Here is a 26024-nt window from a genome sequence, read left to right as displayed (position 1 = left end):
AGTTGGTTTTGCGGCGCCCACAATAGAACAGGCCCCGAACACGAATGTTCGAGGCCTGTAACGGCCACGTCCTTGTGGCCTTTCGCATGAACTCTCAAGTTGCGGCAGACGTATGACTCGGCTCGTCTACCGCGCCTTCTCCCGGTTCAGGCGAGAAGTCGTGCCTTACTCGGCTTTCAGGCCGTCAGCGGAGACCGCTTGGACGCCTTTGATTTTCTTGGCGATAGCCACGGCGGTGGCTTTCTGTGCGTCGGTCACGGCAACGGTAGACGACAGGGAAACAACACCTTTGTTTGTTTCAACCTTGATGTCAGTACCAGGAATGCCTTTTTCGGTGACCAGGTCTGCTTTGACTTTGGTGGTGATCCAGGTATCGGAGCTAGCTTCTTTGACTTCGGCAACTTCACCGGCAGCCAGCACCATTGGCGCTTGAGTGGCTTGAGTCTGGGCGAATGCAACGTTGCCCAGGGTCAGGGTCAGCGCGGTAGCAGTAGCGGCAGCGATAGCGAACTTCTTCATACGAGTAACTCCTGTTTTTCATAAAGTCTGCTGCGTGTCTTGTCAGCAGGGTTACTGGGTATATTGCGAACGCTGTGCCAAGTTTGAGACAGACAATAAATCCTTGTAAATCAACAGCTTAATAATTCACTCAATTTTCGGAATCATGCAAAATGCATGACTTGCAAATTATCTACATGCAAGTTGCGGGTTTTGCCGCAGGCCTAAGGCCATGAATTGTCGGGATTTTCTTGGTTTTGGAGATTTGAAGGAGTTTGTCAAAAAAAACCCCGCTGTTTAGGGCGGGGCTTTGCGTACTAAAGCTTTGTGAAACGTTAAACGCCAGTGGTGCAACCTTTAGGCAAGAAGTCCTCGCCCGCGGTGCTGGTGCAAACCCAGCCAGTCGTCGAGCGCGTCAGCGTGATCGTCTTGCCTAAAACCGGTGCAGGCGCGTTAACGATCGTACAAACAATAGTCCCGGTACCATCAGTGGCTGTACCAGACGCTGTCAGCGTGCAGTTTGGAGTTGGGCTAACCCCCCCAATTGCCGCCACATTCGCCGGGCTGTTCCCGTTATTCATAAGGTCTTCAAATGGTATTTTCAGCGCCGAAATCTCCGCCAGGCCAGCGGTGACCTTGGCCTTCGCCTGATATTTGGAGTAAGCCGGCAACGCAAACGTCGCAAGAATCCCGATGATCGCCACAACGATCAACAGCTCAATCAGCGTAAAACCTTTCTGAGTATTCATAGACAAGCTCCATGCATGAGTCGAAATCTCATGATCTGAATTAGCCCCAGCACAGTCCATGCCAAATCCGTCGTGTACTGCTTTCGGGGGGTTGAGCCCAGACAATCGCCTTTTCCTACCCCCAGGATCCGCACTATCTGACAATTATTGTCACCTCAGTCCCACGGGTTTGGCTCTGCCGCTTGACTAGGCTATAAGACATGCATTGTCTGCGTCCGGTATCCCCATGAATGACATCGCCCTTAGCGGCCTGGCCAAGCAATTGGTCCTGGCTGAACTGCTCACTGACAAAAGCGCGCAACAGGCGTATCAGCAAGCCCAGCGCAACCGGATTTCCCTGGTCAGCTACCTGGTGCAAAACAAACTGGTGAATAGCCGTCAGGTTGCCGAGATTGCCTCGGAGCATTTCGGCATGGCGCTGCTGGATCTCCACTGCCTGGATAAAGAGTCACAACCCAAAGGGCTGGTCAGCGAGAAACTGGTCCGCCAGCACCACGCCCTGCCCTTGTGGCGGCGCGGCAACAAACTGTTCGTGGGGGTTTCCGACCCGACCAATCAACAGGCCATCAACGACATCCAGTTCAGCACCGGGCTCAGTACCGAAGCCATTCTGGTCGAAGACGAAAAGCTCACGGACGCCATCGAGAAATTCTTCGACAGCCACAGTACCGGCCTGGAAGACATGGCCGACGTTGACCTCGATGGCGTGGACATCGAGTCGATCGATGACAACCGTCAGGACGCCGTCGCCGGACAGGATACCGATGACGCGCCCGTGGTGCGCTTCGTTCACAAGATGTTGCTCGATGCGATCAAAAGCGGTTCCTCCGACCTGCACTTCGAACCCTACGAAAAATCCTACCGCGTGCGGATGCGCACCGACGGCATGCTGCGGGAAGTCGCCAAGCCGCCGATTCAATTGGCCAACCGCATCGCTTCGCGGCTGAAAGTCATGGCCAGCCTCGACATCTCCGAACGACGCCGGCCCCAGGACGGGCGGATCAAGATGCGCCTGTCCAAGAGCAAGTCCATCGACTTTCGGGTCAACACCCTGCCGACCCTGTGGGGCGAGAAAGTGGTGATCCGGATCCTCGATCCGTCCAGCGCGCAAATGGGCATCGATGCCCTCGGCTACGAGCCCGATCAGAAAGACTTGTTCATGGCCGCACTCAAGCAGCCACAGGGGATGATTCTGGTGACAGGGCCCACCGGGTCGGGCAAGACCGTGTCGCTCTACACCGGCCTGAATATCCTCAATACCGTGGACATCAACATTTCCACCGCCGAAGACCCGGTGGAGATCAACATGGAAGGCATCAACCAGGTCAACGTCAATCCCAAGCAGGGCCTGGGATTCGCCCAGGCCCTGCGTTCGTTTCTGCGTCAGGATCCGGACGTGATCATGGTCGGCGAGATCCGCGACCTGGAAACGGCGGAAATCGCCATCAAGGCCGCCCAGACCGGGCACCTTGTGCTGTCGACCCTGCACACCAACAGCGCTGCGGAAACCCTGACCCGCCTGCACAATATGGGCATCCAGGGCTTCAACATCGCTACTTCGGTGAGCCTGATCATCGCCCAACGCCTGGCGCGTAAACTGTGCAGCCATTGCAAGCGACCGATCGAGATTCCCCGGGAGGCGCTACTAAAGGAAGGTTTCCCCGCGGAACGCATCGGCTCGTTCACGATCTATGAGCCCGTCGGTTGCGATCACTGCAACAACGGTTACAAAGGGCGCGTAGGGATTTATGAAGTGGTGAAGAACACTCCCGAGTTGCAACGGCTGATCATGGCCGAGGGCAACTCGCTGGAAATCGATACCCAGATGCGCAAGGACGGGTTCAACGACCTGCGCACTTCCGGGTTGATCAAGGCCATGCAGGGCATCACCAGCCTTGAAGAAATCAACCGGGTCACCAAGGACTGAACATGGCGGTCAAGGCAGCAAAAATCAGCGTGTATGCCTGGGAAGGTACGGACCGGAAAGGCACGAAAATGACCGGCGAACTCAGCGGTCAGAACCCGGCGCTGATCAAGGCGCAATTGCGTAAACAAGGGATCAATCCCGGCAAGGTGCGCAAGAAATCCGCCTCGATTTTCAACCTGGGCAAGCGCATCAAGGCCCATGACATTGCCCTGTTCACCCGGCAGATGGCGACCATGATGAAAGCCGGTGTGCCGCTGTTGCAATCGTTCGACATCATCGGCGAAGGCTTCGATAACCCGGCCATGCGCAAGCTGGTGGACGAGGTGAAACAGGAAGTCGCGGCGGGCAACAGCTTTGCCGCGGCGCTGCGCAAAAAACCCCAATATTTCGATGAGCTCTACTGCAACCTGGTCGATGCCGGCGAACAGGCCGGCGCCCTGGACACCCTGTTGGAGCGAGTAGCGACCTACAAGGAAAAGAGCGAAAGCCTCAAGGCAAAGATCAAGAAAGCCATGACTTACCCGCTCGCCGTGGTGTTCGTCGCGATCATCGTGACCGGGATCCTGCTGGTCAAGGTGGTGCCGCAGTTCGAGTCGGTGTTCAAGGGGTTTGGCGCCGAACTGCCAGCCTTCACCGTGATGGTCATCGGCCTCTCGGAATTCTTGCAGGAATGGTGGTGGGTGCTGCTCGGCGCGCTGATAGCGGCATTCTTCGGCCTGCGACACGCGTTCAAGACGTCGCAAGCCTTTCGGGACCGGACGGATACCTGGCTGCTGAAACTGCCGTTGGTGGGCACGTTGATGTACAAGTCCGCCGTGGCCCGTTACGCCCGTACGCTGTCGACCACCTTCGCCGCGGGCGTGCCGTTGGTCGAGGCACTGGAGTCAGTGGCGGGCGCCACCGGCAACATCGTGTTCAAGCGCGCCGTGCTGCGCATCAGGCAGGACGTGGCGACCGGCATGCAGCTGAATTTTTCCATGCGCTCCTCCGGCATCTTTCCGAACATGGCGATCCAGATGACGGCCATTGGCGAAGAGTCCGGGGCGCTGGACGACATGCTCGACAAGGTCGCGAGTTTCTACGAGGACGAAGTGGACAACATGGTCGATAACCTCACCAGCCTGATGGAACCGTTCATCATGGTGGTACTGGGGGTTGTCGTCGGTGGCCTGGTGGTTGCGATGTACCTGCCCATCTTCCAACTCGGCGCTGCGATCTGACATGCCCTTGAACGATATTCTGACTGTCTTTCCGCTGGCCTTCGTCGTCATTGCCGCAGTGGTCGGCCTGCTGGTCGGCAGCTTCCTCAATGTGGTGATCTGGCGCCTGCCAAAAATGCTCGAGCGTGAGTGGCGACTGCAGGCCCATGACATCCTGGGCTTGCCTGAGGACACGCCCCTGCCGACTTACAACCTGCTGCTGCCCCACTCTCAATGCCCGCACTGCAGCCACCGGATTCGGGCCTGGGAAAACATTCCAGTGCTCAGTTATGCATTTCTGCGAGGGCGATGTTCAAGCTGCAAGACGCCGATCAGCAAACGCTACCCGTTGACCGAACTGGCTTGCGGGCTGCTGTCGGCGTTCATCGCCTGGCACTTCGGGTTCGGTTGGCCGGCGTGCATGGTGCTCGTCCTGACCTGGGGCCTGTTGGCCATGAGCCTGATCGACGCAGAGCACCAGCTGCTGCCGGATGTGCTGGTACTCCCCCTGATGTGGCTCGGATTGATCATCAACAGTTTCGGCCTGTTCGCGCCGCTCCAGGAGGCATTGTGGGGCGCGATAGCCGGCTACACGGCGCTGTGGTCGGTGTTCTGGCTGTTCAAGCTGGTCACCGGCAAGGACGGCATGGGCCACGGTGATTTCAAGCTGTTGGCGATGTTCGGCGCCTGGGGCGGCTGGCAGATCCTGCCACTGACCCTCCTGTTGTCATCCCTGGTGGGCGCCGTTATCGGCGTGATCTGGCTGCGCATGCGCAACGCGCAAACCTCGACACCGATCCCTTTCGGCCCCTATCTGGCAATTGCCGGCTGGATTGCCTTGCTCTGGGGTGGTCAAATAACCGACTTCTATTGGCAGTTTGTCGGTTTGAAATGAATACCCTTGTGGAAAAACCCTGGATTCTCGGCCTGACCGGCGGCATCGGCAGCGGCAAAAGCGCGGCTGCCCAGCACTTCATTGACCTGGGCGTGCACCTGGTGGACGCCGACCATGCGGCGCGTTGGGTGGTGGAACCGGGGCGCCCGGCCCTGGCGAAGATCGCCGAACACTTCGGTCCCGGCGTGCTGCAAGCCGACGGGCAGCTGGATCGCGCGGCGCTGCGCAAACTGATCTTTGAAGTGCCGGAAGAACGCCGCTGGCTCGAAGCACTGCTGCATCCGCTGATCGCCGAAGAAATCGCCGATCATCTGGCCAAGGCACAATCGCCTTATGCGATTCTGGTTTCGCCGTTGCTGATCGAGTCAGGTCAGTACGCCATGACCCAACGGGTGCTGGTGATCGATGCGCCCGAACAGCTACAGATCGAACGCACCCTGCAGCGCGACCAGACCAGCGAACAACAGGTCCAGGCGATCCTCAAGGCCCAGTCCAGCCGCCAGGATCGCCTGAGCCATGCCGACGATGTGGTGGTCAATGACCGCGACCTCGCCTGGCTGCACAGCGAGGTCGAACGCCTGCATCACTTTTACCTTACATTGCGTGGAGGCCAGTCATGAGCCAAACCCCAACCGTCGATTGCCCAACCTGCGGCGCCCCTGTCGAGTGGAGCCCCGAAAGCAAATTCCGGCCATTCTGCTCGGACCGTTGCAAACTGATCGACCTGGGCGCCTGGGCGTCGGAAGAACACAAGATTCCGGTGAGCCCGGATGCCGAAGACGACATGTTCAGCGAAGATTTCGAGCCGCGTCACTGATCCGGGGCATCAGGGACGTATGAAGCCGTAATCGCGATCCTCATCGAGGTTTTCGGCGAGAAAATGCAACTCATCCGCCAGATCCTCGACACTGCGCACCGCCTTGCTTTGCTGCACCACCGCACTGAGCAAGGCGCGCAGGCTCAGCTCCGGATCAAACCCCACCTCTTGCGCCGTATTTACACTCTGGCGTAACTCCTGCCTTGCCCACTCGTAGACACTCATTTCGATGCTCCTGAAGGTTTTCCGAAGCATGGATTCGTCAACGATTTTTGGATTTGATGTGGATCAAGATTTGGGATCGTCGTCATTCCAGGGCGCCGAAAGGTAGCGCGTGCGGTTGAAGGTCTCCAGCCACTCGGGACAGAACACCACCAGCGCGCTGACCACCATGCCGTTGATAAACGCTTCGGGAAAAATGATCAGCCATAGGTAACCGACAAAGTCTTCCAGCCAATAGGGCATGGCAAAACGTTCGTCGAACCACAGCAACCACAGCGCCAGCAGCAGGCACAGCAACGCCGAGAGCGCCGCCGCAAAAAAACCGGAAACGAAGATATACACAAAGGGATTTCGCGGCTGCGCCCGCTCCACCAGGATCGCACAGCACTCGGTGACCAGCACCGGCAGCAGAATCAGCAACGCACCGTTGACCCCCATCGCCGCCAGATCCTGGCGCCCGAGCAGCACCAGCCCCGCTTGCGCGACCAACCCGCCGACAATCGCCAACGGCCAGTCGAGCAACAGGGTCACGGCGGTCATGCCGATGAAGTGGTAGGAGACGCCGGTATCGAAGTCCCGTCGCACCAGCCACAGCATGAACAGCGCGAACACCGTGCCGAACAGCAAATGCTGGCGGCGGCTGTCACTGAACAACTCGACCCACGGCGCTCGCGCGACAGCCCAGATCAGCACCGGCGCATAGATCAACCACCCTACCGCAAGGGATTCAGGTGACAGTAACTCGGCGCCGATCATCGCAGGGCACACTCCCTTGTCTTGCCGAAAGAGAACAGACCCTCAGTCTACACCGCCCTGGGTCAGCGCTTCGACGTCAGGCCCAATGCCGTGGATCGTCCATCACCGCCTCGTGCTCGGCGAACAGCCTGGGTAATTCGGCCTTGAGGAAGTCCACCCAGGTCCGGACCTTGGCATCGAGAAAGCGCCGTGACGGGTACAGCGCATACACCGTGCGCTGGCGGGGGCGCCAGGCCGGCAGCAAGCGCAACAAAGTGCCATCGCTCAAGGGGCGAGTCGCGGTATAGAACGGAATCAGGCTGACCCCCATCCCGGCCTCCGACGCCTTGACCATCGATTCGGCGACGTTGCACTGAAAGGTTTTCGCCGGGCTGAGCGCCTGTTCGCCATGCTCGTCCTGGAATACCCATTCATCGCTGTACAAGGGGTCCACCATGCGCAGGCACTGATGCTCGTTCAGCGCCAGCGGCGTGTGCGGTACACCACGCCGCTGCAGGTACGCCGGGGAGGCGCAGAGCACGCTGTAGATCTGTCCGATGGACTGGGCGACCAATTGCGAATCGGCCAGTTCGTGGGCGATCGAAATCACCACATCGTGCCCTTCCTCCAGCGGATCGGGATTGCGCTGCGACAGGGTCAACTCGAACACTACATCGGGATAAAGCTCGCTGTAGCGGGCGATCAATGGCGTGATCAGCACGCCCAGGCCATTCATGCTGTGCACCCGCAGGCGCCCACTCGGCTTGAGGTGCGCACCGCGGGCTTCTGCCGTTGCCTCCTCCATTTCTTCGAGTATTTGTCGACTGCGCAACAGGAAGCGCTCACCGGCCTCGGTCAGGCTCAACCGCCGCGTAGTGCGTTGCAGCAAGCGAGCCTGAACATGCTGCTCCAGATCCGCCACCAGTCGCGACACTTGCGCAGTCGACAGGTCCAGCGCATCGGCGGCAGCGGTAAAACTTGCGCAGTCCACCACGCGGACGAACACCCGCATGTTGTTCAGCAGGTCCATGGGCCCTCCAGGGGCAAGGATTGTTACGTTTCTTGTAAAGCTGAATCAGACCCTAGCCTCTTTATCAGCCAAGGGCAAAGACTAGAATTGCGGTATCGGAATCAACACGGAGCACGGAAAAATGAAAACCCTGATCAGCCTGTTTCTGACCCTTGTCGCCACCTCGGCCATGGCCGCTGGCAACGAGCCAGCTGCCACCCCGTACAACCCGGCGCAGCCGCTGGACATCGCCCAAGTGGTTTCAGTGACCGACACCGCAACCTCATGCGACGTTGTGCCGGCGACCATGGTCTACATCGATCATCAAGGCCAGACCCATAGCGTGACGTATCAAGTGATGGGTAATTGCATGAGCAATCTGTGATCGCAGCTTCATAGCAGCGTCCACGTATAGCTGAGGATCAAACGGTTCTCATCGATGTCACTGCGGTAGTTGGAACGCGCCATCACATTGCGTACGCGAATACCCAGGCCCTTGAGGCTGCCGCTCTGCAGCACATAGCCGAGATCCAGATCACGTTCGCGATCCTTGCCTTCAAAACCCAGGCCGGTATCGACATTGCTGCCGGTGATGTAGCGCACAGTACTGGTCAGCCCCGGCACGCCAAGGGCCGCGAAATCGTAGTCGTAACGCGCCTGCCAGGAGCGCTCATCGGTGTAGGCGAACTCGTAGGTCGGCACTTCGTTGCCCAGCGGACTGATATTGGCAAAGACCCGCGGGAAGGCGCTGTCGCCGAACATGCCCTGGTAACCCAGATAAAACGTGTGGCCGCCGCGTTTGGCCGACAGCAGGGAGAAGAACGCCTGGTTGTCGATATTGCCCAGCAGCTTTTTGCCATCTTCGCGAGAATCGTAATAACCGAGGTTGGCGCCCAGGGTCCAGTTACCCAGCGGCTGGCTGTGCTTGAGGCCGAGAAAGCGCTGGTTGTAGATATCTTCCAGTTGCCCGACCCAGGCGCTGACCGAGGTGCGTTTTTCATTGAAGGCGTAATCGGCGCCGGCAAAGTTGAAGCCGTCACTGCTGACCTGACGCTGTGGTACGTGACCGAGCATGGCTTGCATCTTTTCGTCGCCGGCCTCGTTGCGCAGGCTGGTGGACTTCAAGTGGCCACCTTGCAAGGTCAAGCCATTGATCTCGTTCGAGCTGATGCTTGCGCCCTGATAGCTGGGCGGCAGCAGACGGATATCGCTGAAGACCAGTACCGGCACGTTGGGTTGCAATTCACCCACCTTCAGCTCGGTCTTGGAGTAGCGCACCTTCAACGCGCCTTCGAGCCGGCTGTAATCATTGGCCGCGCGCCCGTCATCCTGCACCGGCAGCAAACCGGTATTGACCCGGTCCGGGCTGCTGTCGAGTTTGAGGCCGAGCAGGCCGATGACATCCACACCAAAACCGACCGGGCCTTGGGTGTAACCGGACTTGACGTTGAGGATGAAGCCCTGCGCCCACTCTTCGGCCTTCGATTGCCGGTTGGCGCCGACGATGTCGGAAAAGTCCCGGCTGAAATAGTAATTGCGCGCTTGCAAGGTCGCCGTGGTGTCTTCGATGAAGCCACCTTCGGCGGCCATTGCACCGGCGGACAAACTCGAGACAACAGCCATGGACAACACGGAACCGGTTGTTGGGAGAATCTGTTTCATCGTTTTTTCTCTTGTTTTTATTGATCGACAGGTTGAAGTGCTTCAGCCGCAGCGGCTTCGCTGCGAGGAACAGGACGACGGGCGTTTAACAGCACGTGGGTGACCATGCCGAAAATCAGCCCCCAAAATGCAGCGGACAACCCCAACAACGACATACCCGACGCCGTGGTGAGAAAGGTCACCAGTGCCGCTTCGCGATCCTTGGGCACCGCCATGGCGCCGGCCAACGCTCCGGCAATGGCGGCGAACAGCGCCAGCCCGGCCAGGGCCGCGATCAGTTCTCTAGGGAATGCCGAAAACAGTGAAACCAGGGTGGCACCGAAGATCCCCAACACCAGGTAAAACAGGCCACCCACGACCCCGGCCACATAGCGCTTGCCGGGGTTTTCATGGGCCTCGCGGCCGGTGCATATGGCCGCGGTGATCGCCGCCAGATTCAGCCCGTGACACCCGAACGGGGCCAACAGCGCCGAGCCCAACGCGCTGCTGGCGATGATCGGGCCGGCCGGCGTCGAGTAGCCGCTGGCTCGCAGCACCGCCATGCCGGGAACAAACTGGCCGGTCAGCGCCACCATCACCAGCGGCAAGGCAATGTTCAGGGTCGCGCTCAGGCTGAACGTCGGGGTGATCCACACCGGCGTGGCAAAACCGATCACCAGCGCGTCAAGGCGCAGATCACCGCCAACAAAGGCCAGCGAACACCCCACCAGCAACACCATCAGCACCGCATAGCGCGGCATCACCCGCTTGCAGACCAGGTAGGTGGCAAACATCGCCAGCACCAGCAACGGCTTGCCCTGCAAAGAGACGAACAACCCGGTGCCGAAGCTGAACAGAATCCCGGCCAGCATCGCTGCCGCGATCGCCGCCGGCAGCTTGCCGATGATCCGGTCAAACGCCCCGGACACCCCGACCAGAAAAATAATCAGGCTGCTGACCAGGTAAGCCCCCACCGCCTCCGGCATCGAGATCCCGGGCAACAGCGCCACCAGCAACGCCGAACCCGGCGCCGACCACGCGATGATCACCGGTACCCGGTAACGCAGGCTCAGGCCTATTCCGAGCACGGCGCTGCCGATGGAAATCGCCCAGACCCAGGACGACAACACTTCTCGCGAGAGGTGCGCGGTCTCGGCCGCCTGGAAGATGATCACCAGCGGGCCTGCGTAGGAAATCACCGTGGCGATAAATCCGGCGACTGCCGCCGACAGGGAAAAGTCCTGGATGAACGCTTTCATGAAACCTCGCCGACAGCCCCGTCAGGCGCTTTTTGCTGGGAGGCAGGCAGCTGTTGCCGGGCACTGCGCCGGCTGCTGATGGCGAACACGGTCATGGCTATCGCGGCCACTGCACCGGGCAAGGCAAAGGCCATGAAATTCAGCTGCAACGGCAGGTTGATCCCGAGCAAGGCACCGCCCAGCAAAGGCCCGACGATGGCGCCGTTGCGTCCGATGCCCGACGCCCAGCCCAGGCCGGTGGAGCGAATGGTCATGGAGTAGAACTGCGCGGCGCAGGCGTACAACAGAATCTGCGAGCCGATGGTGGTCGCGCCGGCAATGGCGATCAGCAGGTACAACACCGGCATCGGGCTGTTGAACCCCAGCAAGGTGATCGAAACGGCGGCACCGGCGAAGAACACCGCCAACACTCGCGGCAGATTGAGTTTATCCCCCAGCACACCGCCGCCGACCGCACCGAAAATGGCACCGAAGTTGAGCACCAGCAGGAACGACAGGCTCGAGCCCAGGCTGTAACCGGCGTTGGCCATCAGTTTCGGCAGCCAGGAACTCAAGGCGTAGACCATCAGCAGGCAGCAGAAAAACGCCAGCCACAGCATCAGCGTACGCAGCGCCCGGCCTTCGCGGAACAGTTGCAGCACCGGAGTGCCAGTACCCTTGGCATCGCTCATGTGCAGTTGATCGCCGGTTTGCGCGACGTAAGCCGGATCGATCCGCTGCAGGATGGTGCGCGCCTCGTCATTGCGCCCCTGGCGCAGCATGAAACCCACCGACTCGGGCAGGAAGTACATGATCAGCGGCAACAACAGCAACGGCAGCACCGCCACGTAGAACACCGATTGCCAGCCAAAACTGGGGATCAGCACGATGCCGAGCCCCGCCGATAACATGCCGCCCACCGAATAGCCGCTGAACATGATCGCCACCAGCGTGCTGCGGATTTTCTTCGGCGCGTACTCGTTCATCAGCGCCACGACGTTGGGCATTACCCCACCAATCCCCAGGCCGGCAATGAACCGGCACAGACCAAACTCGGTGGGGTTGCGGGCAAATCCATTGAGCACGGTAAAACCGCTGAAGAGCATCACGCAGATCGTGATGGCTTTCTTGCGGCCAATCCTGTCTGACAGCGGCCCGAAGAACAGCGCGCCGAACATCATGCCGAACAGTGCATAACTGCCCAGCGCGCCCGCTTGCAAGGGACTGAGCCCCCACTCTTTCATCAGCATCGGCAGCACGACGCCGTAGATCACCAGATCGTAACCATCGAAGATGATGATCAGGGCACACCAGAACAGCACCATCCAGTGAAAACGGTTGAATCGTGCGTTGTCGATAACCTCATGTACGTCGATCTTGCGCATGGCATCTATCTCTTGTTGTTGTTTTAAGAGCGTCGTTAACGCGGCTAACGTCCCGTAAAGCCGAGGGTAAAGCTGCCAGGCACGGGGCAATATCCGCTGTGCGCAGATCACTATCCGTTTTGTGCAATGCCCTGAAACGGGCGCGGGATAAGGTGGGTTGCATGCAGGTCGCGCAGCAGATCCGGCAGTTTTTTGACCTTGTGCGATAAACTGTCTTCTTTGCGATCGCATTTGAACGCTAAGCTTGGGCTTATGGATGACTCAGATTACTTACGCCTGCTGACCATCGCGGCCGAGCAAGCCAATGCGTTTCTCTCCAATGCCCGCAAATGGGAGCGTGAGCGTTGGGTGTGCCAGCGCCTGTTGCAGGGCCTGAACATTCCCTACCGCGCCGACGAGTTCGCACCGGCCGGAGAGCCGCCGGATGTGCTGTTCCGTGACGCCAGTTTCGAGGTGTTTTTCGTCCTCGACGAAGGGCGGCGACTCAACGACGAGTGGCGCGATGAACTGCAACGCCGGCGCAGCGCGTTTTCCCTGAGCCAGCTGGTGCGTCGCGAGGCCAAGCCCAGGCGCATTCCGGCCAATGAGTTCTTGCTGAGGCTGGCACCGACCTTGCGCAAAAAAGCGCATAACTACAAAGAACGCGGCATGGACCTGGGGGAGCTGGACATCATTGCTTTCGCCAGCCTGAAACGCGAAGTGCTGGACCTCAACAGTCATTTCCCGCCGCCTACCGAATACCTGCGTCAGGGCTGGCGTTCGTTGTCGCTGGTCGGGCCTACGTTCGCCCGGGTGTTGTTCGCGCACCCGGATGCGCCGGATTTTCTGCGCAGCAACCTGGGCCGCAGCATTGTGTTCGACGTCGGGATCAGCCTGTGACTCCATTGCAGGCATTGATTGCCGAAGTGCCGCAGCAGGGTCGCGTTCGCTGGATCGGCGTGCGGCCCGAGCGTCATGCACCCATGATCGAGCTCGATGCCGTAGAAGCACGTCTCGAGGCTGGCTTGACCGGTGATCGCGCCCGACCGGGCATACGCAATGCGCGCCAGGTGACGCTGATTCAATGGGAGCACCTGGCCGTAATCAGTTCGCTGATGGGCCGCGCGGATGACCACCCGGTGCTACCTCAGGACCTGCGGCGCAATATAGTCGTCAGCGGTATCAATCTGTTCAGCCTCAAAGGCCGACGCTTCAGGATCGGCCAGGCGATTTTCGAAACCACTGGCTGGTGCCAGCCCTGTGCCCGCCTGCAAACCAACCTCGGCCCCGGGACCTTCCAGGCCGTGCGCGGACATGGCGGAATCACCGCCCGGGTGTTACAAAGTGGAATCATTCGCCTGGACGATCCGGTGCGCGTCGAGCCCGTCCCGGACAGCGGCTATGCTCCGTTCAACGTGGGGTAAACCCGCTTGTAGCTTCCAGACATTCAGCAACGTCTACCTGACGAGGCCCGAAAATGACCAGCCGCCTGAAACCCGAAGACCAGAAGCATGTCGAAGAATACCTGCGACTGTCCCAGCACCGTGTCGAGCGCCGGCCTTTTCGGCCGTGGATGCTCCTGGTGGTGGTATTGGCAGTGACCATTGGCCTGGGCCTGTTGAGCCGATTTATCAGTTACCTGACGCTATGAGCTGCCTGGCGCTCGCTCGGGTAATTGCACCGATTTCTTTTAGCCTTGCGAGATATCCCCATGACTCATCGTATTGTCATCGTTGGCGGCGGCGCCGGCGGTCTGGAGTTGGCTACCCGTCTGGGTAAGACTCTGGGCAAACGTGGTACGGCCAGCGTGATGCTGGTCGACGCGAACCTGACCCACATCTGGAAGCCGCTGTTGCACGAAGTGGCGGCCGGCTCCCTGAACTCTTCCGAAGATGAACTCAACTATGTTGCCCAGGCAAAATGGAACCACTTCGAGTTCCAGCTGGGGCGCATGAGCGGGCTCGATCGCACCCAGAAGAAGATCCAGCTGGCCGCAACCTATGATGAAGCCGGCGTGGAGCTGGTCCCTGCCCGTGAACTGGGCTACGACTCGCTGGTCATTGCCGTTGGCAGCACCACCAACGATTTCGGCACCCAGGGCGCGGCGCAACATTGCCTGTTCCTCGACACCCGCAAGCAGGCCGAACGCTTCCATCAGCAATTGCTCAACCATTACCTGCGCGCCCACGCCGGGCAAACCGACACGGTCGAGCAGATCAGCGTCGCCATCGTCGGCGCCGGCGCCACCGGGGTCGAACTGGCCGCCGAGCTGCACAACGCCGCCCATGAGCTGGCGGCCTATGGCCTGGACCGGATCAAACCGGAAAACATGCACATCACCCTGATCGAAGCCGGGCCACGGGTGTTGCCTGCGCTACCGGAACGGATTGGCGGGCCGGTGCATAAAACCCTGGAGAAACTCGGGGTCAATGTGATGACCAATGCTGCTGTCAGCGAAGTGACGACCGACAGCCTGATCACTGCCGATGGCAAAGTGATCAAGGCCAGCCTGAAAGTCTGGGCCGCCGGGATTCGCGCACCGGGCTTTCTCAAGGACATCGATGGCCTGGAAACCAACCGCATCAATCAACTGCAAGTGTTGCCGACCCTGCAAACCACCCGTGACGAAAATATTTTCGCCTTCGGTGACTGCGCGGCCTGCCCGCAGCCGGGCACCGACCGCAACGTGCCGCCAAGGGCCCAGGCTGCGCATCAACAGGCGTCGATGCTGGCCAAATCATTGAAATTGCGCATCGAAGGCAAGGCACTGCCGGAGTACAAGTACACCGACTATGGGTCGTTGATCTCACTGTCGCGTTTTTCGGCTGTGGGTAACTTGATGGGTAACCTGACCGGCAGCGTGATGCTCGAAGGTTGGCTGGCGCGGATGTTTTATGTGTCGCTGTACCGCATGCACCAGATGGCGTTGTATGGCGCGTTCCGCACGGCGATGTTGATGCTGGGCAGCAAGATCGGGCGTGGGACCGAGCCTCGGCTGAAGTTGCACTAATACCTCCTGCCGAGCCCGTTCCCTGTGGGAGCGAGCTTGCTCGCGATAGCGTCCGTACAGTCGACATCAATGTCGCCAGACACGCCGCCATCGCGAGCAAGCTCGCTCCCACATTTTTTTACTCACTGCCTACAGGTCTGTGTCTCACTGTATCTTTCCCCCCGATCCAGCCCCTTCGCTTACAAACTCCCCCTCCCGCGACACAGTAGCGATACACCCACCCCGCTAAATGGCCACACCCGAGCAAGCCTCCCCGCCTGCACAGGTTTATCGCCGCACCTCGGCGTCCTTTATCGAGCGGTTGTGTCGTGCAACCCAGGAGAATCCAAATGTCCCGTACCCCTACTCTCGGCAAGAACACCCTTGGCCTGCTTGGCGCCGTCCTGGCCGGCGGCATGATGTTGTCCGGTTCCGTGTTCGCTTCACAGCCGCTGACCCAGGGCTATCTGCTGGCTTCGGCCGAACAGGTGGTGAAAACCCCGGAAGGCAAATGCGGCGAAGGCAAATGTGGCGATGAATCGATGGCCCGGACCGATACAGATGATAACGGCAAGGTATCCCGCGCGGAATTCCTGAAAGTGGCGCCCAAGGCTGACTTCGACAAGATCGACACCAACCATGACGGCCAGATCGACGAACAAGAGGCTTTTGATAACGTGAAGGCCAACTACGAAACCAATGGCAAAAAAATGCCAAAAGGCTTGTTCGAGCACCTCAAAGACAATAGTTAAGCCCTGAAGCAACGAACCCACCCCGCCTTTCTTCCAGGAAACGCGGGGTTTCGTTTGTGCACGGTTTTTCAGCAGACAAAAAAAATCCCCGTATCTTTCGATACGAGGATTTTTAATATGGTCGGGGTAAGGGGATTCGAACTCCTGACATCCTGCTCCCAAAGCAGGCGCGCTACCGGACTGCGCTATACCCCGGTAAAAAAAAGGCGACCTTTCCAAGTCGCCTTCTTCGATCAGCGCTTTTGGCCTCTGATCTTAAGATCTGATCCCAGCGTTAACTGGTTTCAAAAATGGTGGGTCGTGTGGGATTCGAACCTACGACCAATTGGTTAAAAGCCAACTGCTCTACCAACTGAGCTAACGACCCAAAAATGGTCGGGGTAAGGGGATTCGAACTCCTGACATCCTGCTCCCAAAGCAGGCGCGCTACCGGACTGCGCTATACCCCGGTTTGAAATTGGCTCCGTGACCAGGACTCGAACCTGGGACCCAATGATTAACAGTCATTTGCTCTACCGACTGAGCTATCACGGAACTACACATTTCAATTTACAACGGTGAAGCTTTACTGCGTTCTCTTCGACCCGTTCGCATCGCTGCGTTCGTGTGTCTGAGGCGCGCTATTCTACAATCTTCAGCACCTCTGTCAACCCCCTAAATTGCTTTCAAGTTAATGATTTGCAACTTATTTTGGATTCCTGCTTGGGGAGCGGAAACCCTTCGGAGCGACTTACTGCGGGGCGCACTTTACAAGCCTTTTCCTTTGAGTTCAACAACCTAATGAAAAAAAGCCTCGCAATGCGAGCAAAGCTGTTCAGTTACGGATTATGTGGGAGCTAGCCCGCTCGCGAAGGACTCAATGACACCGCGTTCATCCAGGACGTACGCGTTATCGTTGACGACCATCGCTAGCAAGCTAGCTCCTACAACAGCGGATCAGGCGAAAACGATTTCGTCGTTCTCCACGACACCTTTGGCGGTATCGCCGGGCATGAAACGACCCGACAGAATCAGTTGCGCCAGCGGGTTCTCGATCCAGCGCTGGATCGCTCGCTTGAGCGGTCGTGCGCCGTATACCGGGTCGTAGCCCACCGCGATCAGCTTGTCCATTGCCTCCGGACTGAGCTCCAGCTTCAGTTCCCGCTCGGTCAGTCGAGCGCGCAGACGTCCCAACTGGATCTCGGTAATGCCTGCGATCTGATCCCGCGCCAGCGGCTCGAAGATCACCACTTCGTCGACCCGGTTGATGAACTCCGGCCGGAAGTGCGTGGAAATCGCATCCATCACCGCCGCGCGCTGCCCCTCACGATCACCGACCAGTTCCTGGATCTGCACCGACCCCAGGTTGGACGTCATGACAATCACGGTATTCTTGAAATCCACCGTGCGGCCATGGCTGTCGGTCAGGCGGCCATCTTCCAGCACTTGCAGCAAGACGTTGAAGACGTCCGGGTGGGCCTTCTCGACCTCGTCCAGGAGGATCACCGAGTAAGGCTTGCGACGCACCGCCTCGGTCAGGTAACCGCCTTCTTCATAGCCCACGTAGCCTGGTGGCGCACCGATCAGCCGAGCCACGGAATGTTTCTCCATGAACTCGGACATGTCGATCCGTACCATCGCCTCTTCAGTATCGAAGAGGAACTCGGCCAGGGCCTTGCACAGCTCGGTTTTACCGACCCCGGTCGGGCCGAGGAACATGAACGAGCCGCTCGGGCGATTCGGGTCGGACAACCCGGCCCGCGAACGCCGTACCGCGTTGGAAACGGCAATCACCGCTTCGTCCTGGCCGATCACACGCTGGTGCAACAGGCTTTCCATCTTCATCAGCTTGTCGCGCTCGCCTTCGAGCATCTTCGACACCGGAATGCCGGTCCACTTCGACACGACCTCGGCGATCTCTTCTTCAGTCACCTTGCTGCGCAGCAACTGGTTTTCGCTTTTGCCGTGCTGGTCGACCATCTGCAGGCTGCGCTCCAGGTCCGGGATCACCCCGTATTGCAGCTCGGCCATGCGGTTCAGGTCGCCTTTGCGGCGCGCGGCTTCCAGTTCCTGCCGGGACTGTTCGATTTTCTGCTGGATCTGCGCCGAACCCTGGACTTCGGCTTTTTCCGAATTCCAGATTTCTTCGAGGTCCGAGTACTCACGCTCGAGCCGGGCGATTTCTTCCTGGAGTTTTTCCAGGCGCTTCTTCGCCGCGTCGTCGCTTTCTTTCTTCAGCGCCTGGGATTCGACCTTCAGCTGAATCAGGCGTCGCTCCAGGCGGTCCAGCACTTCCGGCTTGGAGTCGATTTCCATGCGGATGCGGCTGGCAGCTTCGTCGATCAGGTCGATGGCCTTGTCCGGCAATTGACGATCGGTGATGTAGCGATGGCTGAGCTTGGCGGCGGCAATGATCGCGCCGTCGGTGATCGCCACTTTGTGGTGAACCTCGTAACGCTCTTTCAGGCCACGCAGGATAGCGATGGTGTCTTCTTCGCTCGGCTCGTCCACCAGGACTTTCTGGAAGCGCCGTTCGAGGGCCGCATCCTTCTCTATATATTGGCGGTACTCGTTGAGCGTGGTTGCGCCGACGCAATGCAACTCGCCGCGAGCCAGTGCCGGCTTGAGCATGTTGCCCGCGTCCATCGATCCTTCGCCTTTGCCGGCGCCGACCATGGTATGCAGTTCGTCGATGAACAGGATGATCTGCCCTTCCTGCTTCGACAGCTCGTTGAGCAGGGATTTGAGGCGCTCTTCGAATTCGCCGCGATATTTGGCACCGGCAATCAACGACCCCATGTCCAGGGACAGCAGGCGCTTGCCTTTCAGGCCATCGGGCACTTCACCGTTGATGATGCGCTGGGCCAGGCCTTCTGCGATCGCCGTTTTACCGACGCCAGGCTCACCGATCAGCACCGGGTTGTTCTTGGTGCGACGTTGCAATACCTGGATGGTCCGGCGAATTTCATCGTCACGGCCGATCACCGGATCGAGCTTGCCTTCTTCGGCGCGCTTGGTCAGGTCGACGGTGTATTTATCCAGGGCCTGGCGCGACTCCTCGTGGTTGGCGTCATTGACGGCCTCACCGCCACGCAGGTTGTTGATCGCGTTTTCCAGGGCTTTCTTGCTCACACCCTGGCCGAGCATCAACTTGCCAAGCTTGCTGTTCTCGTCCATGGCGGCAAGCAGCACCAGCTCACTGGAAATGAACTGGTCGCCTTTCTGCTGGGCCAGGCGATCGGCCTGGTTGAGCAGGCGCGCCAGATCCTGCGACATATTGACGTCGCCGGTCGGGTTCTGGATTTTCGGCAGCTGGTCGAGCTCTTTGGTCAGCGCTTTACGCAGGGTGTTGACGTCAAAGCCCACCTGCATCAGCAGCGGTTTGATCGAACCACCCTGCTGTTCAAGCATCGCCTGCATCAAGTGCGCCGGTTCAATGCCCGGGTGATCGAGACCAACGGCCAGGGATTGGGCGTCGGACAAGGCTAACTGCAACTTGCTGGTTAAACGGTCTATACGCATGGGTCACCTTCCTTTTGAGCAGGCCGGACCGATAAAACATCCTGAATGAAGAAACCTGCCAGATACCTCATTAGATGTGGTCGATTCTGGGAGATTCAAGCGTCGTGATATTGATGCAGGTCAGACAAGTCTAGCGTTGTGCCCTGTCTCACGGAGACGTTCCTCTTTTGACAACAGACGCCATCAAAAAGGAACAGGCTTCGTGAGACAGGGCACTAAAGCCAGATCAGGGAGGCAAACCGACCAGTGCGAGGACTGCGGCGGTAAGAAAAGAAGCGAGGATCGGTCACGGTGCAGAAACCGCCGCCATAGACGGCCGTGACACCGCGGGCGGCCAGACGCAAACGCGCCAGCTGATAGATATCAGCCATGAATTTGCCAGCATTTTGGCTCGGCACAAACGCATTGGCGGCTTCGGGTAGTTGCTGGACGAATGTCTCGCGCACTTCCGGGCCGACTTCAAAGGCTTGCGGGCCAATGGCAGGACCGAGCCAGGCCAACACGTCTGCTGGCGGCACGGCCAGGCTGTCGAGGGTGGCTTCCAGCACGCCCGCCGCCAACCCGCGCCAGCCGGCATGGGCCGCCGCTACGCGAGTGCCGGCACGGTCGCAGAAGAGTACCGGCAGACAATCGGCGGTCATCGCCGTGCAGGCGATACCGGGCGTTGCCGTCCAGCTGGCGTCGGCAACAGCCACCAGGCCTGGGTCGGCATGAGCCACGGCGATGCCGTGAACCTGCTGCAACCAGGCCGGTTGAATAGAGAAATGTTCGGTGAGGCGGCGGCGGTTTTCGGCCACGGCTTTGGGGCTGTCTTCGACGTGATCGCCGAGATTGAGGCTGTCGAACGGCGCCAGACTGACGCCGCCCGCACGGGTGGTGACACAGGCTTTCACCCCGGCCGGCGCAGGCCAGTCAGGAATCAGCCAGTCATTCATCCGATGAACGCCTCGCGGTCTTGCTTGAGCAACGTCAGCAACCAGACGAAGTCGTCCGGCAGTGGCGATTCCCAGCTCATGCGTTTGCCGGTGGTCGGATGATCCAGCTCCAGGAACCGCGCATGCAGTGCCTGACGCGGAAAAGCCTTCAACGACTCGATCATGGTCACACTGGCTGCCGGCGGGATGCGGAAACGACCGCCATAGGCAGGATCTCCGACCAACGGGAAGTTGATGTGGGCCATGTGCACACGAATCTGGTGCGTACGACCGGTTTCCAGCTTGACCCGCACGTGAGTGTGGGAGCGGAAACGCTCGAGCACGCGGTAATGGCTGACGGCCTGCTTGCCCCCTTCCATGACGGCCATGCGCTGGCGTTGCTGGCCATGACGACCGATCGGCGCATTGATCTTGCCGCCGGCGGTGACCACACCGATCACGATGCATTCGTAGATCCGGCTGACGCTGCGGCTCTGCAGCTGGGTGACCAGCTGCGTCTGCGCCTGAATGGTCTTGGCCACCACCATCAGACCGGTGGTGTCCTTGTCCAGGCGATGCACGATACCGGCGCGGGGCACATTGATAATGTCCGGCACGTGGTGCAGCAAGGCGTTGAGCAAGGTGCCGTCAGCATGACCGGCGGCCGGGTGCACCACCAGGCCCGCAGGCTTGTTGATCACCAGGATGTCGTCGTCTTCATAGACGATGTCCAGCTCGATGTCTTGAGCGATCCATTCGCCCTGAGCTTCCTGCTCGGCAGTCAACTCAAGTACGGCGCCACCATGAACGATGTCTCGCGGGCGGATAACCGCCCCATCCACAGTCAGGCGGCCGTCTTTGATCCAGGCGGAAAGGCGCGAGCGCGAGTGCTCAGCGAATAATTGTGCGGCGACTTGATCGAGGCGTTGGCCGCCCAATTCGGACGGCACCTCTGCGCGAAGTTCAATTTTATCGGACATGCTCAGACTAGGCGTCGGCACAGCTTTTGGTTTCGGCTGCGCGCTTGTGGTTAAATACGGCGTCTTTTGCCCCGATGCTATTCAACGGGGCGCTCATCATAACAGGACGGCCCCGCCCAAGACAGCGGCCGTCATAGGGACGCAAGCCGCCATGCAAGTGAAACACCTGCTGCTGATCGCCATCCTCGCATTGACCGCTGCTTGCTCATCGAAGGAAGTCGTAGACGAAAACCTGAGTGAAGTCGAGCTGTACCAGCAGGCTCAGCACGATCTGGACAATAGCAACTATACCAGCGCCACAGCCAAGCTGAAGGCCCTGGAGTCGCGCTATCCGTTCGGTCGCTACGCTGATCAGGCTCAACTCGAGCTCATCTACGCCAACTACAAGAACACCGAGCCCGAGGCTGCGAAGTCCGCCGCCGAGCGTTTCATTCGTCTGCACCCACAGCACCCGAACGTCGATTACGCCTACTACCTCAAGGGCCTGACCTCTTTTGACCAGGACGTCGGCCTGCTGTCGCGCTTCCTGCCACTGGACATGACCAAGCGGGATCCGGGCGCCGCTCGCGACTCCTACAACGAGTTCGCCCAGCTGACCAGCCGCTTCCCGAACAGCCGCTACTCGCCTGACGCCAAGCAGCGCATGATCTACCTGCGCAATCTGCTGGCCGCTTACGAGATTCACGTTGCCGACTATTACCTGACCCGTCAGGCCTATGTCGCCGCCGCGAACCGTGGGCGCTACGTGGTGGAAAACTTTCAGGAAACCCCGGCGGTCGGTGACGGCCTGGCGGTGATGACCGAGGCCTATCAGCGTCTGCACCTGGACGATCTGGCCAACACCAGCCTCGAAACCCTGAAGCTCAACTACCCGAACCATCCAAGCCTGGTCGACGGTCAGTTCAAGCCTTCGGTCGACGAAGCCGACAACCGTTCGTGGATGAGCAAGGCCACCCTGGGCCTGATCGAGTCCCGTCCACCGCTGCCGCCGGGCGAGACCCGCGCCAACCAGGATGTGCAGAGGCAGTATCAGGAAGCCAAGGACGCGATTCCAAGCGATCTCAAGCCTAAAGATGCAGATGGCGACGTGATCGAAGAAGAGGAACCTGAACCCGAAGCCAGCAACAGCGATCGCTCGTGGTTCAGCTACATGACTTTCGGCGTGTTCGACTGATAGACGAGACCTTGTAGGAGCGAGCTTGAACTGGTCTCACGGACGACGCGTTTATTCAGAAGGAACGCGTTATCGTTGACGTCCATCGCGAGCAAGCTCGCTCCCACAGGAGCTGCACAGGAGTTATTAGGCTGTGCGCAGGTCATGTCCTTGCTAAACTGCCTGATCATTAGCTAATAAAGCAGCTCGCCATGCTTCGTTTATTGTTCTGGATCGCCCTGATTGCCGCTGCGGTATGGTTGTGGCGCAAGTTCAAGACTTCTTCCTCCGCCCCCAAGTCCTCCGCCGAGCTGGAAGCAGCGCCAATGGTCCGCTGCGCGCATTGCGGCGTCCACCTGCCGCGGGATCGCGCGCTGCACCTTCAACAACAGTGGTACTGCAGCCAGGCTCACCTTGAGCAAGGCCCGGGCTCAAGTGAGCGCTGAGACGTCCAGTCACTTCAGCAATCAGGCCCAGCGGCTGCTGCGGCTCTACCATCTTTATCGTTTAAGCGTCGGCATCACCCTGGTGCTGTTGATCTCCAGCAACATGGACAACCAGTTGCTCAGATTCGCCAATGACGATCTGCTGCGCAATGGCAGCTGGCTGTACCTGGTACTCAATATTCTGCTGGTGGTATTTCTAGGGAATACCCGGCGCCCTACGCAATTATTCAGTCTGGCCCTGGCCGACGTGCTGCTACTGTGCGGCCTGTTCTACGCCGGCGGCGGCGTAGCCAGCGCCATCGGCAACCTGCTGATCGTGTCGGTGGCGATCAGCAACACTTTGTTGCAACGGCGTATCGGCTTGCTGATTGCCGCTGTCGGCGCGCTCGGCATCGTCGGGGCGAGCCTGCTGATAAGCTTCAGCCATCCGGCCAGCGCCAACGACTACCTGCAAGTCGGTACGCTGGGCGCCCTGTGCTTCGCCGCAGCACTGTTGGTACAAGGCCTGACCCGGCGCTTGGAAGTCAGTGAAAACCTGGCCGAGCAACGGGCCAGCGAAGTGGTCGGCCTCGAAGCCCTCAATGCGCTGATCCTGCAACGCATGCGCACCGGCATCCTGGTGCTCGACGACCAGCGACAGGTCCAACTGGCCAACCACAGCGCGTTGACACTGCTGGGTCGGGAAGCACTTGAAGGCAATCTTATCGATAATTACTCGCCCGCCCTGGTCGAACGCCTGCAACTGTGGCGCAACAATCCGACGCTGCGCCCCCAGAGCGTCAAAGTCGACGGTAGTGGCCTGGAACTGCAACCGAGCTTTATTGCCCTGGATCAAAGCCCTCACCACCAGACTCTGGTATTCCTCGAAGACCTCGCCCAGATCGCCCAACAGGCCCAACAATTGAAACTTGCCGCCCTCGGCCGCCTGACAGCCGGCATCGCCCATGAAATCCGCAATCCACTGGGCGCCATCAGTCACGCCGCGCAGCTATTACAGGAATCAGAGGAACTCAATGGCTCGGATCGACGTCTGACCCAGATTATTCAAGACCACTCTCAGCGAATGAATCGGGTAATCGAAAACGTCCTGCAACTGTCCCGTCGGCAACAGACCGTGCCGCAACGGCTCGACCTGAAGTCTTGGCTGGAACGGTTCGTCGCCGAAACCCGAGAGGGCGCGACCGCGCGCCAGCAGATTCACCTGCACATAGGTTCGGGCGACTTCAAAACCCTGATGGATCCGAACCAGCTGACCCAGGTAGTCGACAATCTGGTGCGCAACGGCTGGCGCCATAGCATTCAGCTTCACGACCAGGCGCAGGTCTGGCTCGAGCTGTTTGTCGACCGCGCCAGCCAGCTTCCGATTCTCGAGGTCCGGGACGATGGAACCGGTGTGGCACCGGATCATCAGGCAAAGCTGTTCGAACCGTTCTTCACCACCAGCACCCAAGGGACGGGGCTTGGACTTTATCTGTCCCGTGAGCTGTGCGAAAGCAATCAGGCCCGCCTAGACTTCAAACCACGCCAAGGCGGCGGCTGCTTTCGTATCACCTTTGCTCACGGACGGAAACAAAGTTGAACACAAGCCCACAGCAAAAAGTCCTTATCGTCGACGACGAGCCGGATATCCGCGAACTCCTGGAAATCACCCTCGGACGGATGAAACTTCACACCTTCAGTGCCCGCAACCTTGGCGAAGCGCAGGCACTGCTGAGGAGCGAGACATTCGACCTGTGCCTGACCGACATGCGTCTGCCGGACGGCACCGGCCTGGAGCTGGTGCACTACATCCAGCAACGCCATCCACAGGTACCGGTGGCAATGATTACTGCCTATGGCAGCCTTGAAACAGCGATCAACGCACTCAAGGCCGGTGCCTTCGACTTCCTGACCAAACCGGTAGACCTTGCCCGCCTGCGGGAACTGGTCACCAGTGCCCTGCGCCTGACCGCACCAGGCAGTGTCAGCAACACCGTCGATCGGCAGCTGCTGGGTGACTCATTGCCCATGCGCAGCCTGCGCAAACAAATCGACAAACTGGCCCGCAGCCAGGCCCCGGTGTACATCAGCGGTGAGTCTGGCAGCGGCAAGGAACTGGTGGCGCGACTGATCCACGAGCAAGGGCCACGGGCCAACCGCCCCTTTATCCCGGTGAACTGCGGGGCGATTCCCTCGGAATTGATGGAAAGCGAGTTTTTCGGTCACCGCAAAGGCAGCTTCAGCGGTGCCATCGAAGACAAGCCCGGCCTGTTCCAGGCGGCGCACGGCGGTACGCTGTTCCTCGACGAAGTGGCTGACTTGCCACTGGCGATGCAGGTCAAACTGCTGCGGGCGATTCAGGAAAAAGCCGTGCGCAGTGTCGGTGGCCAGCAGGAAACCGTGGTCGATGTGCGCATCCTCTGCGCCACCCACAAAGACCTCGACGCTGAAGTCGCCGCCGAGCGCTTCCGCCAGGACTTGTACTATCGGCTGAACGTGATCGAACTGCGGGTTCCGTCCTTGCGCGAACGTCGGGACGATATCGAGACCCTGGCCATCCATGTTCTCAAACGGCTGGCAGCCGGTAGCGGGCAGCCCGCGGCAAAACTCCACCCACACGCTCTCGACGCACTGAAAAGCTATCGTTTTCCGGGCAATGTGCGGGAACTGGAAAACATGCTCGAACGGGCTCACACGCTGTGTGAAGACAAACAGATCGAAGCGGGCGACCTGCGCCTGGCCGACGGCAACTGTGCCGCTGAAGGCGGGGTGCCGGACCTGACGCAGATCGACAACCTGGAAGATTACCTGGAAAACGTCGAGCGCAAACTGATCCTCCAGGCGCTGGAGGAAACCCGCTGGAACCGGACGGCGGCGGCACAGCGGTTGAATCTTTCATTTCGGTCGATGCGCTACAGACTGAAAAAACTCGGTTTGGATTAAGGGCCCCATCGCGGGCAAGCCCGCTCCCACAGGGATCTGCTGTGAACACAGAATCGGGGGGCAACCTCGAACC

At 59.5% G+C, this 26024-nt stretch carries 26 protein-coding genes and 4 tRNA genes; 15 read left to right on the top strand and 15 right to left on the bottom strand.

Features of this window, described 5'->3' with window-relative positions; all coding sequences use genetic code 11:
* Window positions 1–165 precede the first annotated feature (165 nt).
* Window positions 166–519 (bottom strand): BON domain-containing protein, encoded by a 354-nt coding sequence (locus tag PMA3_RS03420; RefSeq protein ID WP_064675856.1) that lies wholly within the window; start codon window positions 517–519, stop codon window positions 166–168.
* A 314-nt stretch (window positions 520–833) separates the two neighbouring features.
* Complete coding sequence (locus PMA3_RS03415) at window positions 834–1247, bottom strand: pilin (RefSeq protein ID WP_064675855.1); 414 nt, start codon at window positions 1245–1247, stop codon at window positions 834–836.
* A 226-nt stretch (window positions 1248–1473) separates the two neighbouring features.
* Between PMA3_RS03415 and pilB the strand changes: the two genes are divergently transcribed.
* From pilB to yacG, 5 genes are read left to right on the top strand one after another with little or no spacing between them, the layout of a single operon-like run.
* Window positions 1474–3174 (top strand): type IV-A pilus assembly ATPase PilB, encoded by a 1701-nt coding sequence (gene pilB / locus PMA3_RS03410; RefSeq protein ID WP_064675854.1) that lies wholly within the window; start codon window positions 1474–1476, stop codon window positions 3172–3174.
* A gap of 2 nt (window positions 3175–3176) precedes the next feature.
* Window positions 3177–4394 (top strand): type II secretion system F family protein, encoded by a 1218-nt coding sequence (locus PMA3_RS03405; RefSeq protein ID WP_064675853.1) that lies wholly within the window; start codon window positions 3177–3179, stop codon window positions 4392–4394.
* A 1-nt stretch (window position 4395) separates the two neighbouring features.
* Entirely contained in the window at window positions 4396–5268 is an 873-nt protein-coding gene (locus PMA3_RS03400) for a prepilin peptidase (protein ID WP_064675852.1), read from the top strand.
* Window positions 5265–5888 carry a dephospho-CoA kinase gene (gene coaE / locus PMA3_RS03395; RefSeq protein WP_064675851.1) on the top strand — a complete coding sequence of 208 codons (624 nt, stop codon included), beginning with the start codon at window positions 5265–5267 and terminating at the stop codon, window positions 5886–5888. Before PMA3_RS03400 ends, coaE begins: the two co-directional genes overlap by 4 nt.
* Window positions 5885–6085: a DNA gyrase inhibitor YacG gene (gene yacG / locus PMA3_RS03390; protein ID WP_064675850.1), complete on the top strand. Its 201-nt coding sequence runs from the start codon at window positions 5885–5887 to the stop codon at window positions 6083–6085. Before coaE ends, yacG begins: the two co-directional genes overlap by 4 nt.
* A gap of 9 nt (window positions 6086–6094) precedes the next feature.
* Here the strand turns inward: yacG and PMA3_RS03385 are convergent, their stop codons facing one another.
* The 3 genes from PMA3_RS03385 to PMA3_RS03375 form a co-directional block, all read right to left on the bottom strand.
* Window positions 6095–6310 carry a hypothetical protein gene (locus PMA3_RS03385; RefSeq protein ID WP_064675849.1) on the bottom strand — a complete coding sequence of 72 codons (216 nt, stop codon included), beginning with the start codon at window positions 6308–6310 and terminating at the stop codon, window positions 6095–6097.
* Window positions 6311–6373: 63 nt separating this feature from the next.
* Window positions 6374–7063, bottom strand: a complete 690-nt coding sequence (locus PMA3_RS03380) for an energy-coupling factor ABC transporter permease (protein WP_064675848.1) — start codon at window positions 7061–7063, stop codon at window positions 6374–6376.
* 76 nt (window positions 7064–7139) lie between these two features.
* The gene (locus tag PMA3_RS03375) at window positions 7140–8072 is read right to left on the bottom strand and encodes a LysR family transcriptional regulator (RefSeq protein ID WP_064675847.1); all 933 of its coding nucleotides are present in this window, start codon (window positions 8070–8072) and stop codon (window positions 7140–7142) included.
* Window positions 8073–8193: 121 nt separating this feature from the next.
* Between PMA3_RS03375 and PMA3_RS03370 the strand changes: the two genes are divergently transcribed.
* On the top strand, window positions 8194–8436 hold the full coding sequence (locus tag PMA3_RS03370) for a DUF2790 domain-containing protein (protein WP_064675846.1): 243 nt from the start codon (window positions 8194–8196) through the stop codon (window positions 8434–8436).
* A gap of 8 nt (window positions 8437–8444) precedes the next feature.
* Here PMA3_RS03370 and PMA3_RS03365 read toward each other — a convergent pair whose 3' ends face one another.
* From PMA3_RS03365 to PMA3_RS03355, 3 genes are read right to left on the bottom strand one after another with little or no spacing between them, the layout of a single operon-like run.
* The gene (locus PMA3_RS03365; RefSeq protein ID WP_064675845.1) at window positions 8445–9713 is read right to left on the bottom strand and encodes an OprD family porin; all 1269 of its coding nucleotides are present in this window, start codon (window positions 9711–9713) and stop codon (window positions 8445–8447) included.
* A 17-nt stretch (window positions 9714–9730) separates the two neighbouring features.
* A complete protein-coding gene (locus tag PMA3_RS03360; RefSeq protein WP_064675844.1) occupies window positions 9731–10951 on the bottom strand; it encodes a benzoate/H(+) symporter BenE family transporter in 1221 nt (406 codons plus the stop codon).
* The gene (locus tag PMA3_RS03355; protein WP_064675843.1) at window positions 10948–12315 is read right to left on the bottom strand and encodes an aromatic acid/H+ symport family MFS transporter; all 1368 of its coding nucleotides are present in this window, start codon (window positions 12313–12315) and stop codon (window positions 10948–10950) included. The genes PMA3_RS03360 and PMA3_RS03355 overlap by 4 nt, the downstream gene beginning before the upstream one ends.
* A gap of 252 nt (window positions 12316–12567) precedes the next feature.
* Here PMA3_RS03355 and PMA3_RS03350 point away from each other — a divergent pair, with 252 nt between their 5' ends.
* From PMA3_RS03350 to PMA3_RS03330, 5 genes are all read left to right on the top strand, one after another.
* Complete coding sequence (locus tag PMA3_RS03350) at window positions 12568–13194, top strand: DUF1780 domain-containing protein (RefSeq protein ID WP_007970534.1); 627 nt, start codon at window positions 12568–12570, stop codon at window positions 13192–13194.
* The gene (locus PMA3_RS03345) at window positions 13191–13718 is read left to right on the top strand and encodes an MOSC domain-containing protein (RefSeq protein WP_064675842.1); all 528 of its coding nucleotides are present in this window, start codon (window positions 13191–13193) and stop codon (window positions 13716–13718) included. The genes PMA3_RS03350 and PMA3_RS03345 overlap by 4 nt, the downstream gene beginning before the upstream one ends.
* A 53-nt stretch (window positions 13719–13771) precedes the next feature.
* Window positions 13772–13945, top strand: coding sequence for a DUF3094 domain-containing protein (locus PMA3_RS03340; RefSeq protein ID WP_064675841.1), 174 nt, complete (start codon window positions 13772–13774; stop codon window positions 13943–13945).
* 60 nt (window positions 13946–14005) lie between these two features.
* On the top strand, window positions 14006–15304 hold the full coding sequence (locus tag PMA3_RS03335) for an NAD(P)/FAD-dependent oxidoreductase (protein WP_064675840.1): 1299 nt from the start codon (window positions 14006–14008) through the stop codon (window positions 15302–15304).
* 329 nt (window positions 15305–15633) lie between these two features.
* Complete coding sequence (locus tag PMA3_RS03330) at window positions 15634–16035, top strand: HvfA family oxazolone/thioamide-modified RiPP metallophore (protein ID WP_064675839.1); 402 nt, start codon at window positions 15634–15636, stop codon at window positions 16033–16035.
* A 118-nt stretch (window positions 16036–16153) separates the two neighbouring features.
* Here the strand turns inward: PMA3_RS03330 and PMA3_RS03325 are convergent.
* The 7 genes from PMA3_RS03325 to rluD all read right to left on the bottom strand — a co-directional run bounded on the left by PMA3_RS03325 (window position 16154) and on the right by rluD (window position 21430).
* Window positions 16154–16230: transfer RNA gene (locus PMA3_RS03325), tRNA-Pro, on the bottom strand.
* A 96-nt stretch (window positions 16231–16326) separates the two neighbouring features.
* Window positions 16327–16402: transfer RNA gene (locus PMA3_RS03320), tRNA-Lys, on the bottom strand.
* A 5-nt stretch (window positions 16403–16407) separates the two neighbouring features.
* A tRNA-Pro gene (locus tag PMA3_RS03315) sits at window positions 16408–16484 on the bottom strand.
* A 9-nt stretch (window positions 16485–16493) separates the two neighbouring features.
* Window positions 16494–16569, bottom strand: a tRNA-Asn gene (locus PMA3_RS03310).
* A gap of 402 nt (window positions 16570–16971) precedes the next feature.
* Window positions 16972–19536, bottom strand: a complete 2565-nt coding sequence (gene clpB / locus PMA3_RS03305) for an ATP-dependent chaperone ClpB (protein ID WP_064675838.1) — start codon at window positions 19534–19536, stop codon at window positions 16972–16974.
* A gap of 215 nt (window positions 19537–19751) precedes the next feature.
* Window positions 19752–20471, bottom strand: coding sequence for a peptidoglycan editing factor PgeF (pgeF, locus tag PMA3_RS03300; RefSeq protein WP_064675837.1), 720 nt, complete (start codon window positions 20469–20471; stop codon window positions 19752–19754).
* Window positions 20468–21430, bottom strand: coding sequence for a 23S rRNA pseudouridine(1911/1915/1917) synthase RluD (gene rluD, locus PMA3_RS03295; RefSeq protein ID WP_064675836.1), 963 nt, complete (start codon window positions 21428–21430; stop codon window positions 20468–20470). The genes pgeF and rluD overlap by 4 nt, the downstream gene beginning before the upstream one ends.
* A 151-nt stretch (window positions 21431–21581) precedes the next feature.
* Here rluD and PMA3_RS03290 point away from each other — a divergent pair, with 151 nt between their 5' ends.
* The 4 genes from PMA3_RS03290 (at window position 21582) to PMA3_RS03275 (ending at window position 25951) form a co-directional block, all read left to right on the top strand.
* A complete protein-coding gene (locus tag PMA3_RS03290) occupies window positions 21582–22604 on the top strand; it encodes an outer membrane protein assembly factor BamD (RefSeq protein ID WP_064675835.1) in 1023 nt (340 codons plus the stop codon).
* Between the two features lie 191 nt (window positions 22605–22795).
* Window positions 22796–23029, top strand: coding sequence for a PP0621 family protein (locus PMA3_RS03285; protein ID WP_064675834.1), 234 nt, complete (start codon window positions 22796–22798; stop codon window positions 23027–23029).
* Entirely contained in the window at window positions 23019–24608 is a 1590-nt protein-coding gene (locus tag PMA3_RS03280; protein WP_064675833.1) for a sensor histidine kinase, read from the top strand. Before PMA3_RS03285 ends, PMA3_RS03280 begins: the two co-directional genes overlap by 11 nt.
* Window positions 24605–25951 carry a sigma-54-dependent transcriptional regulator gene (locus PMA3_RS03275; protein ID WP_064675832.1) on the top strand — a complete coding sequence of 449 codons (1347 nt, stop codon included), beginning with the start codon at window positions 24605–24607 and terminating at the stop codon, window positions 25949–25951. Before PMA3_RS03280 ends, PMA3_RS03275 begins: the two co-directional genes overlap by 4 nt.
* The last annotated feature ends 73 nt before the right edge of the window (window positions 25952–26024 follow it).

Origin of the sequence: Pseudomonas silesiensis, from assembly GCF_001661075.1 — a bacterium.
GTDB classification, from domain to species: domain Bacteria; phylum Pseudomonadota; class Gammaproteobacteria; order Pseudomonadales; family Pseudomonadaceae; genus Aquipseudomonas; species Aquipseudomonas silesiensis.
Note: the sequence above shows the minus strand (reverse complement) of the source record. Positions and strands in the feature narration are given on the sequence as shown.

What these genes read in the sequence shown, in the direction of transcription:
- PMA3_RS03420 (WP_064675856.1), bottom strand. Translation starts at nt 519, where the DNA reads ATGAAGAAGTTCGCTATCGCTGCCGCTACTGCTACCGCGCTGACCCTG.
- PMA3_RS03415 (WP_064675855.1), bottom strand. Translation starts at nt 1,247, where the DNA reads ATGAATACTCAGAAAGGTTTTACGCTGATTGAGCTGTTGATCGTTGTG.
- pilB (WP_064675854.1), top strand. Translation starts at nt 1,474, where the DNA reads ATGAATGACATCGCCCTTAGCGGCCTGGCCAAGCAATTGGTCCTGGCT.
- PMA3_RS03405 (WP_064675853.1), top strand. Translation starts at nt 3,177, where the DNA reads ATGGCGGTCAAGGCAGCAAAAATCAGCGTGTATGCCTGGGAAGGTACG.
- PMA3_RS03400 (WP_064675852.1), top strand. Translation starts at nt 4,396, where the DNA reads ATGCCCTTGAACGATATTCTGACTGTCTTTCCGCTGGCCTTCGTCGTC.
- coaE (WP_064675851.1), top strand. Translation starts at nt 5,265, where the DNA reads ATGAATACCCTTGTGGAAAAACCCTGGATTCTCGGCCTGACCGGCGGC.
- yacG (WP_064675850.1), top strand. Translation starts at nt 5,885, where the DNA reads ATGAGCCAAACCCCAACCGTCGATTGCCCAACCTGCGGCGCCCCTGTC.
- PMA3_RS03385 (WP_064675849.1), bottom strand. Translation starts at nt 6,310, where the DNA reads ATGAGTGTCTACGAGTGGGCAAGGCAGGAGTTACGCCAGAGTGTAAAT.
- PMA3_RS03380 (WP_064675848.1), bottom strand. Translation starts at nt 7,063, where the DNA reads ATGATCGGCGCCGAGTTACTGTCACCTGAATCCCTTGCGGTAGGGTGG.
- PMA3_RS03375 (WP_064675847.1), bottom strand. Translation starts at nt 8,072, where the DNA reads ATGGACCTGCTGAACAACATGCGGGTGTTCGTCCGCGTGGTGGACTGC.
- PMA3_RS03370 (WP_064675846.1), top strand. Translation starts at nt 8,194, where the DNA reads ATGAAAACCCTGATCAGCCTGTTTCTGACCCTTGTCGCCACCTCGGCC.
- PMA3_RS03365 (WP_064675845.1), bottom strand. Translation starts at nt 9,713, where the DNA reads ATGAAACAGATTCTCCCAACAACCGGTTCCGTGTTGTCCATGGCTGTT.
- PMA3_RS03360 (WP_064675844.1), bottom strand. Translation starts at nt 10,951, where the DNA reads ATGAAAGCGTTCATCCAGGACTTTTCCCTGTCGGCGGCAGTCGCCGGA.
- PMA3_RS03355 (WP_064675843.1), bottom strand. Translation starts at nt 12,315, where the DNA reads ATGCGCAAGATCGACGTACATGAGGTTATCGACAACGCACGATTCAAC.
- PMA3_RS03350 (WP_007970534.1), top strand. Translation starts at nt 12,568, where the DNA reads ATGGATGACTCAGATTACTTACGCCTGCTGACCATCGCGGCCGAGCAA.
- PMA3_RS03340 (WP_064675841.1), top strand. Translation starts at nt 13,772, where the DNA reads ATGACCAGCCGCCTGAAACCCGAAGACCAGAAGCATGTCGAAGAATAC.
- PMA3_RS03335 (WP_064675840.1), top strand. Translation starts at nt 14,006, where the DNA reads ATGACTCATCGTATTGTCATCGTTGGCGGCGGCGCCGGCGGTCTGGAG.
- PMA3_RS03330 (WP_064675839.1), top strand. Translation starts at nt 15,634, where the DNA reads ATGTCCCGTACCCCTACTCTCGGCAAGAACACCCTTGGCCTGCTTGGC.
- clpB (WP_064675838.1), bottom strand. Translation starts at nt 19,536, where the DNA reads ATGCGTATAGACCGTTTAACCAGCAAGTTGCAGTTAGCCTTGTCCGAC.
- pgeF (WP_064675837.1), bottom strand. Translation starts at nt 20,471, where the DNA reads ATGAATGACTGGCTGATTCCTGACTGGCCTGCGCCGGCCGGGGTGAAA.
- rluD (WP_064675836.1), bottom strand. Translation starts at nt 21,430, where the DNA reads ATGTCCGATAAAATTGAACTTCGCGCAGAGGTGCCGTCCGAATTGGGC.
- PMA3_RS03290 (WP_064675835.1), top strand. Translation starts at nt 21,582, where the DNA reads ATGCAAGTGAAACACCTGCTGCTGATCGCCATCCTCGCATTGACCGCT.
- PMA3_RS03285 (WP_064675834.1), top strand. Translation starts at nt 22,796, where the DNA reads ATGCTTCGTTTATTGTTCTGGATCGCCCTGATTGCCGCTGCGGTATGG.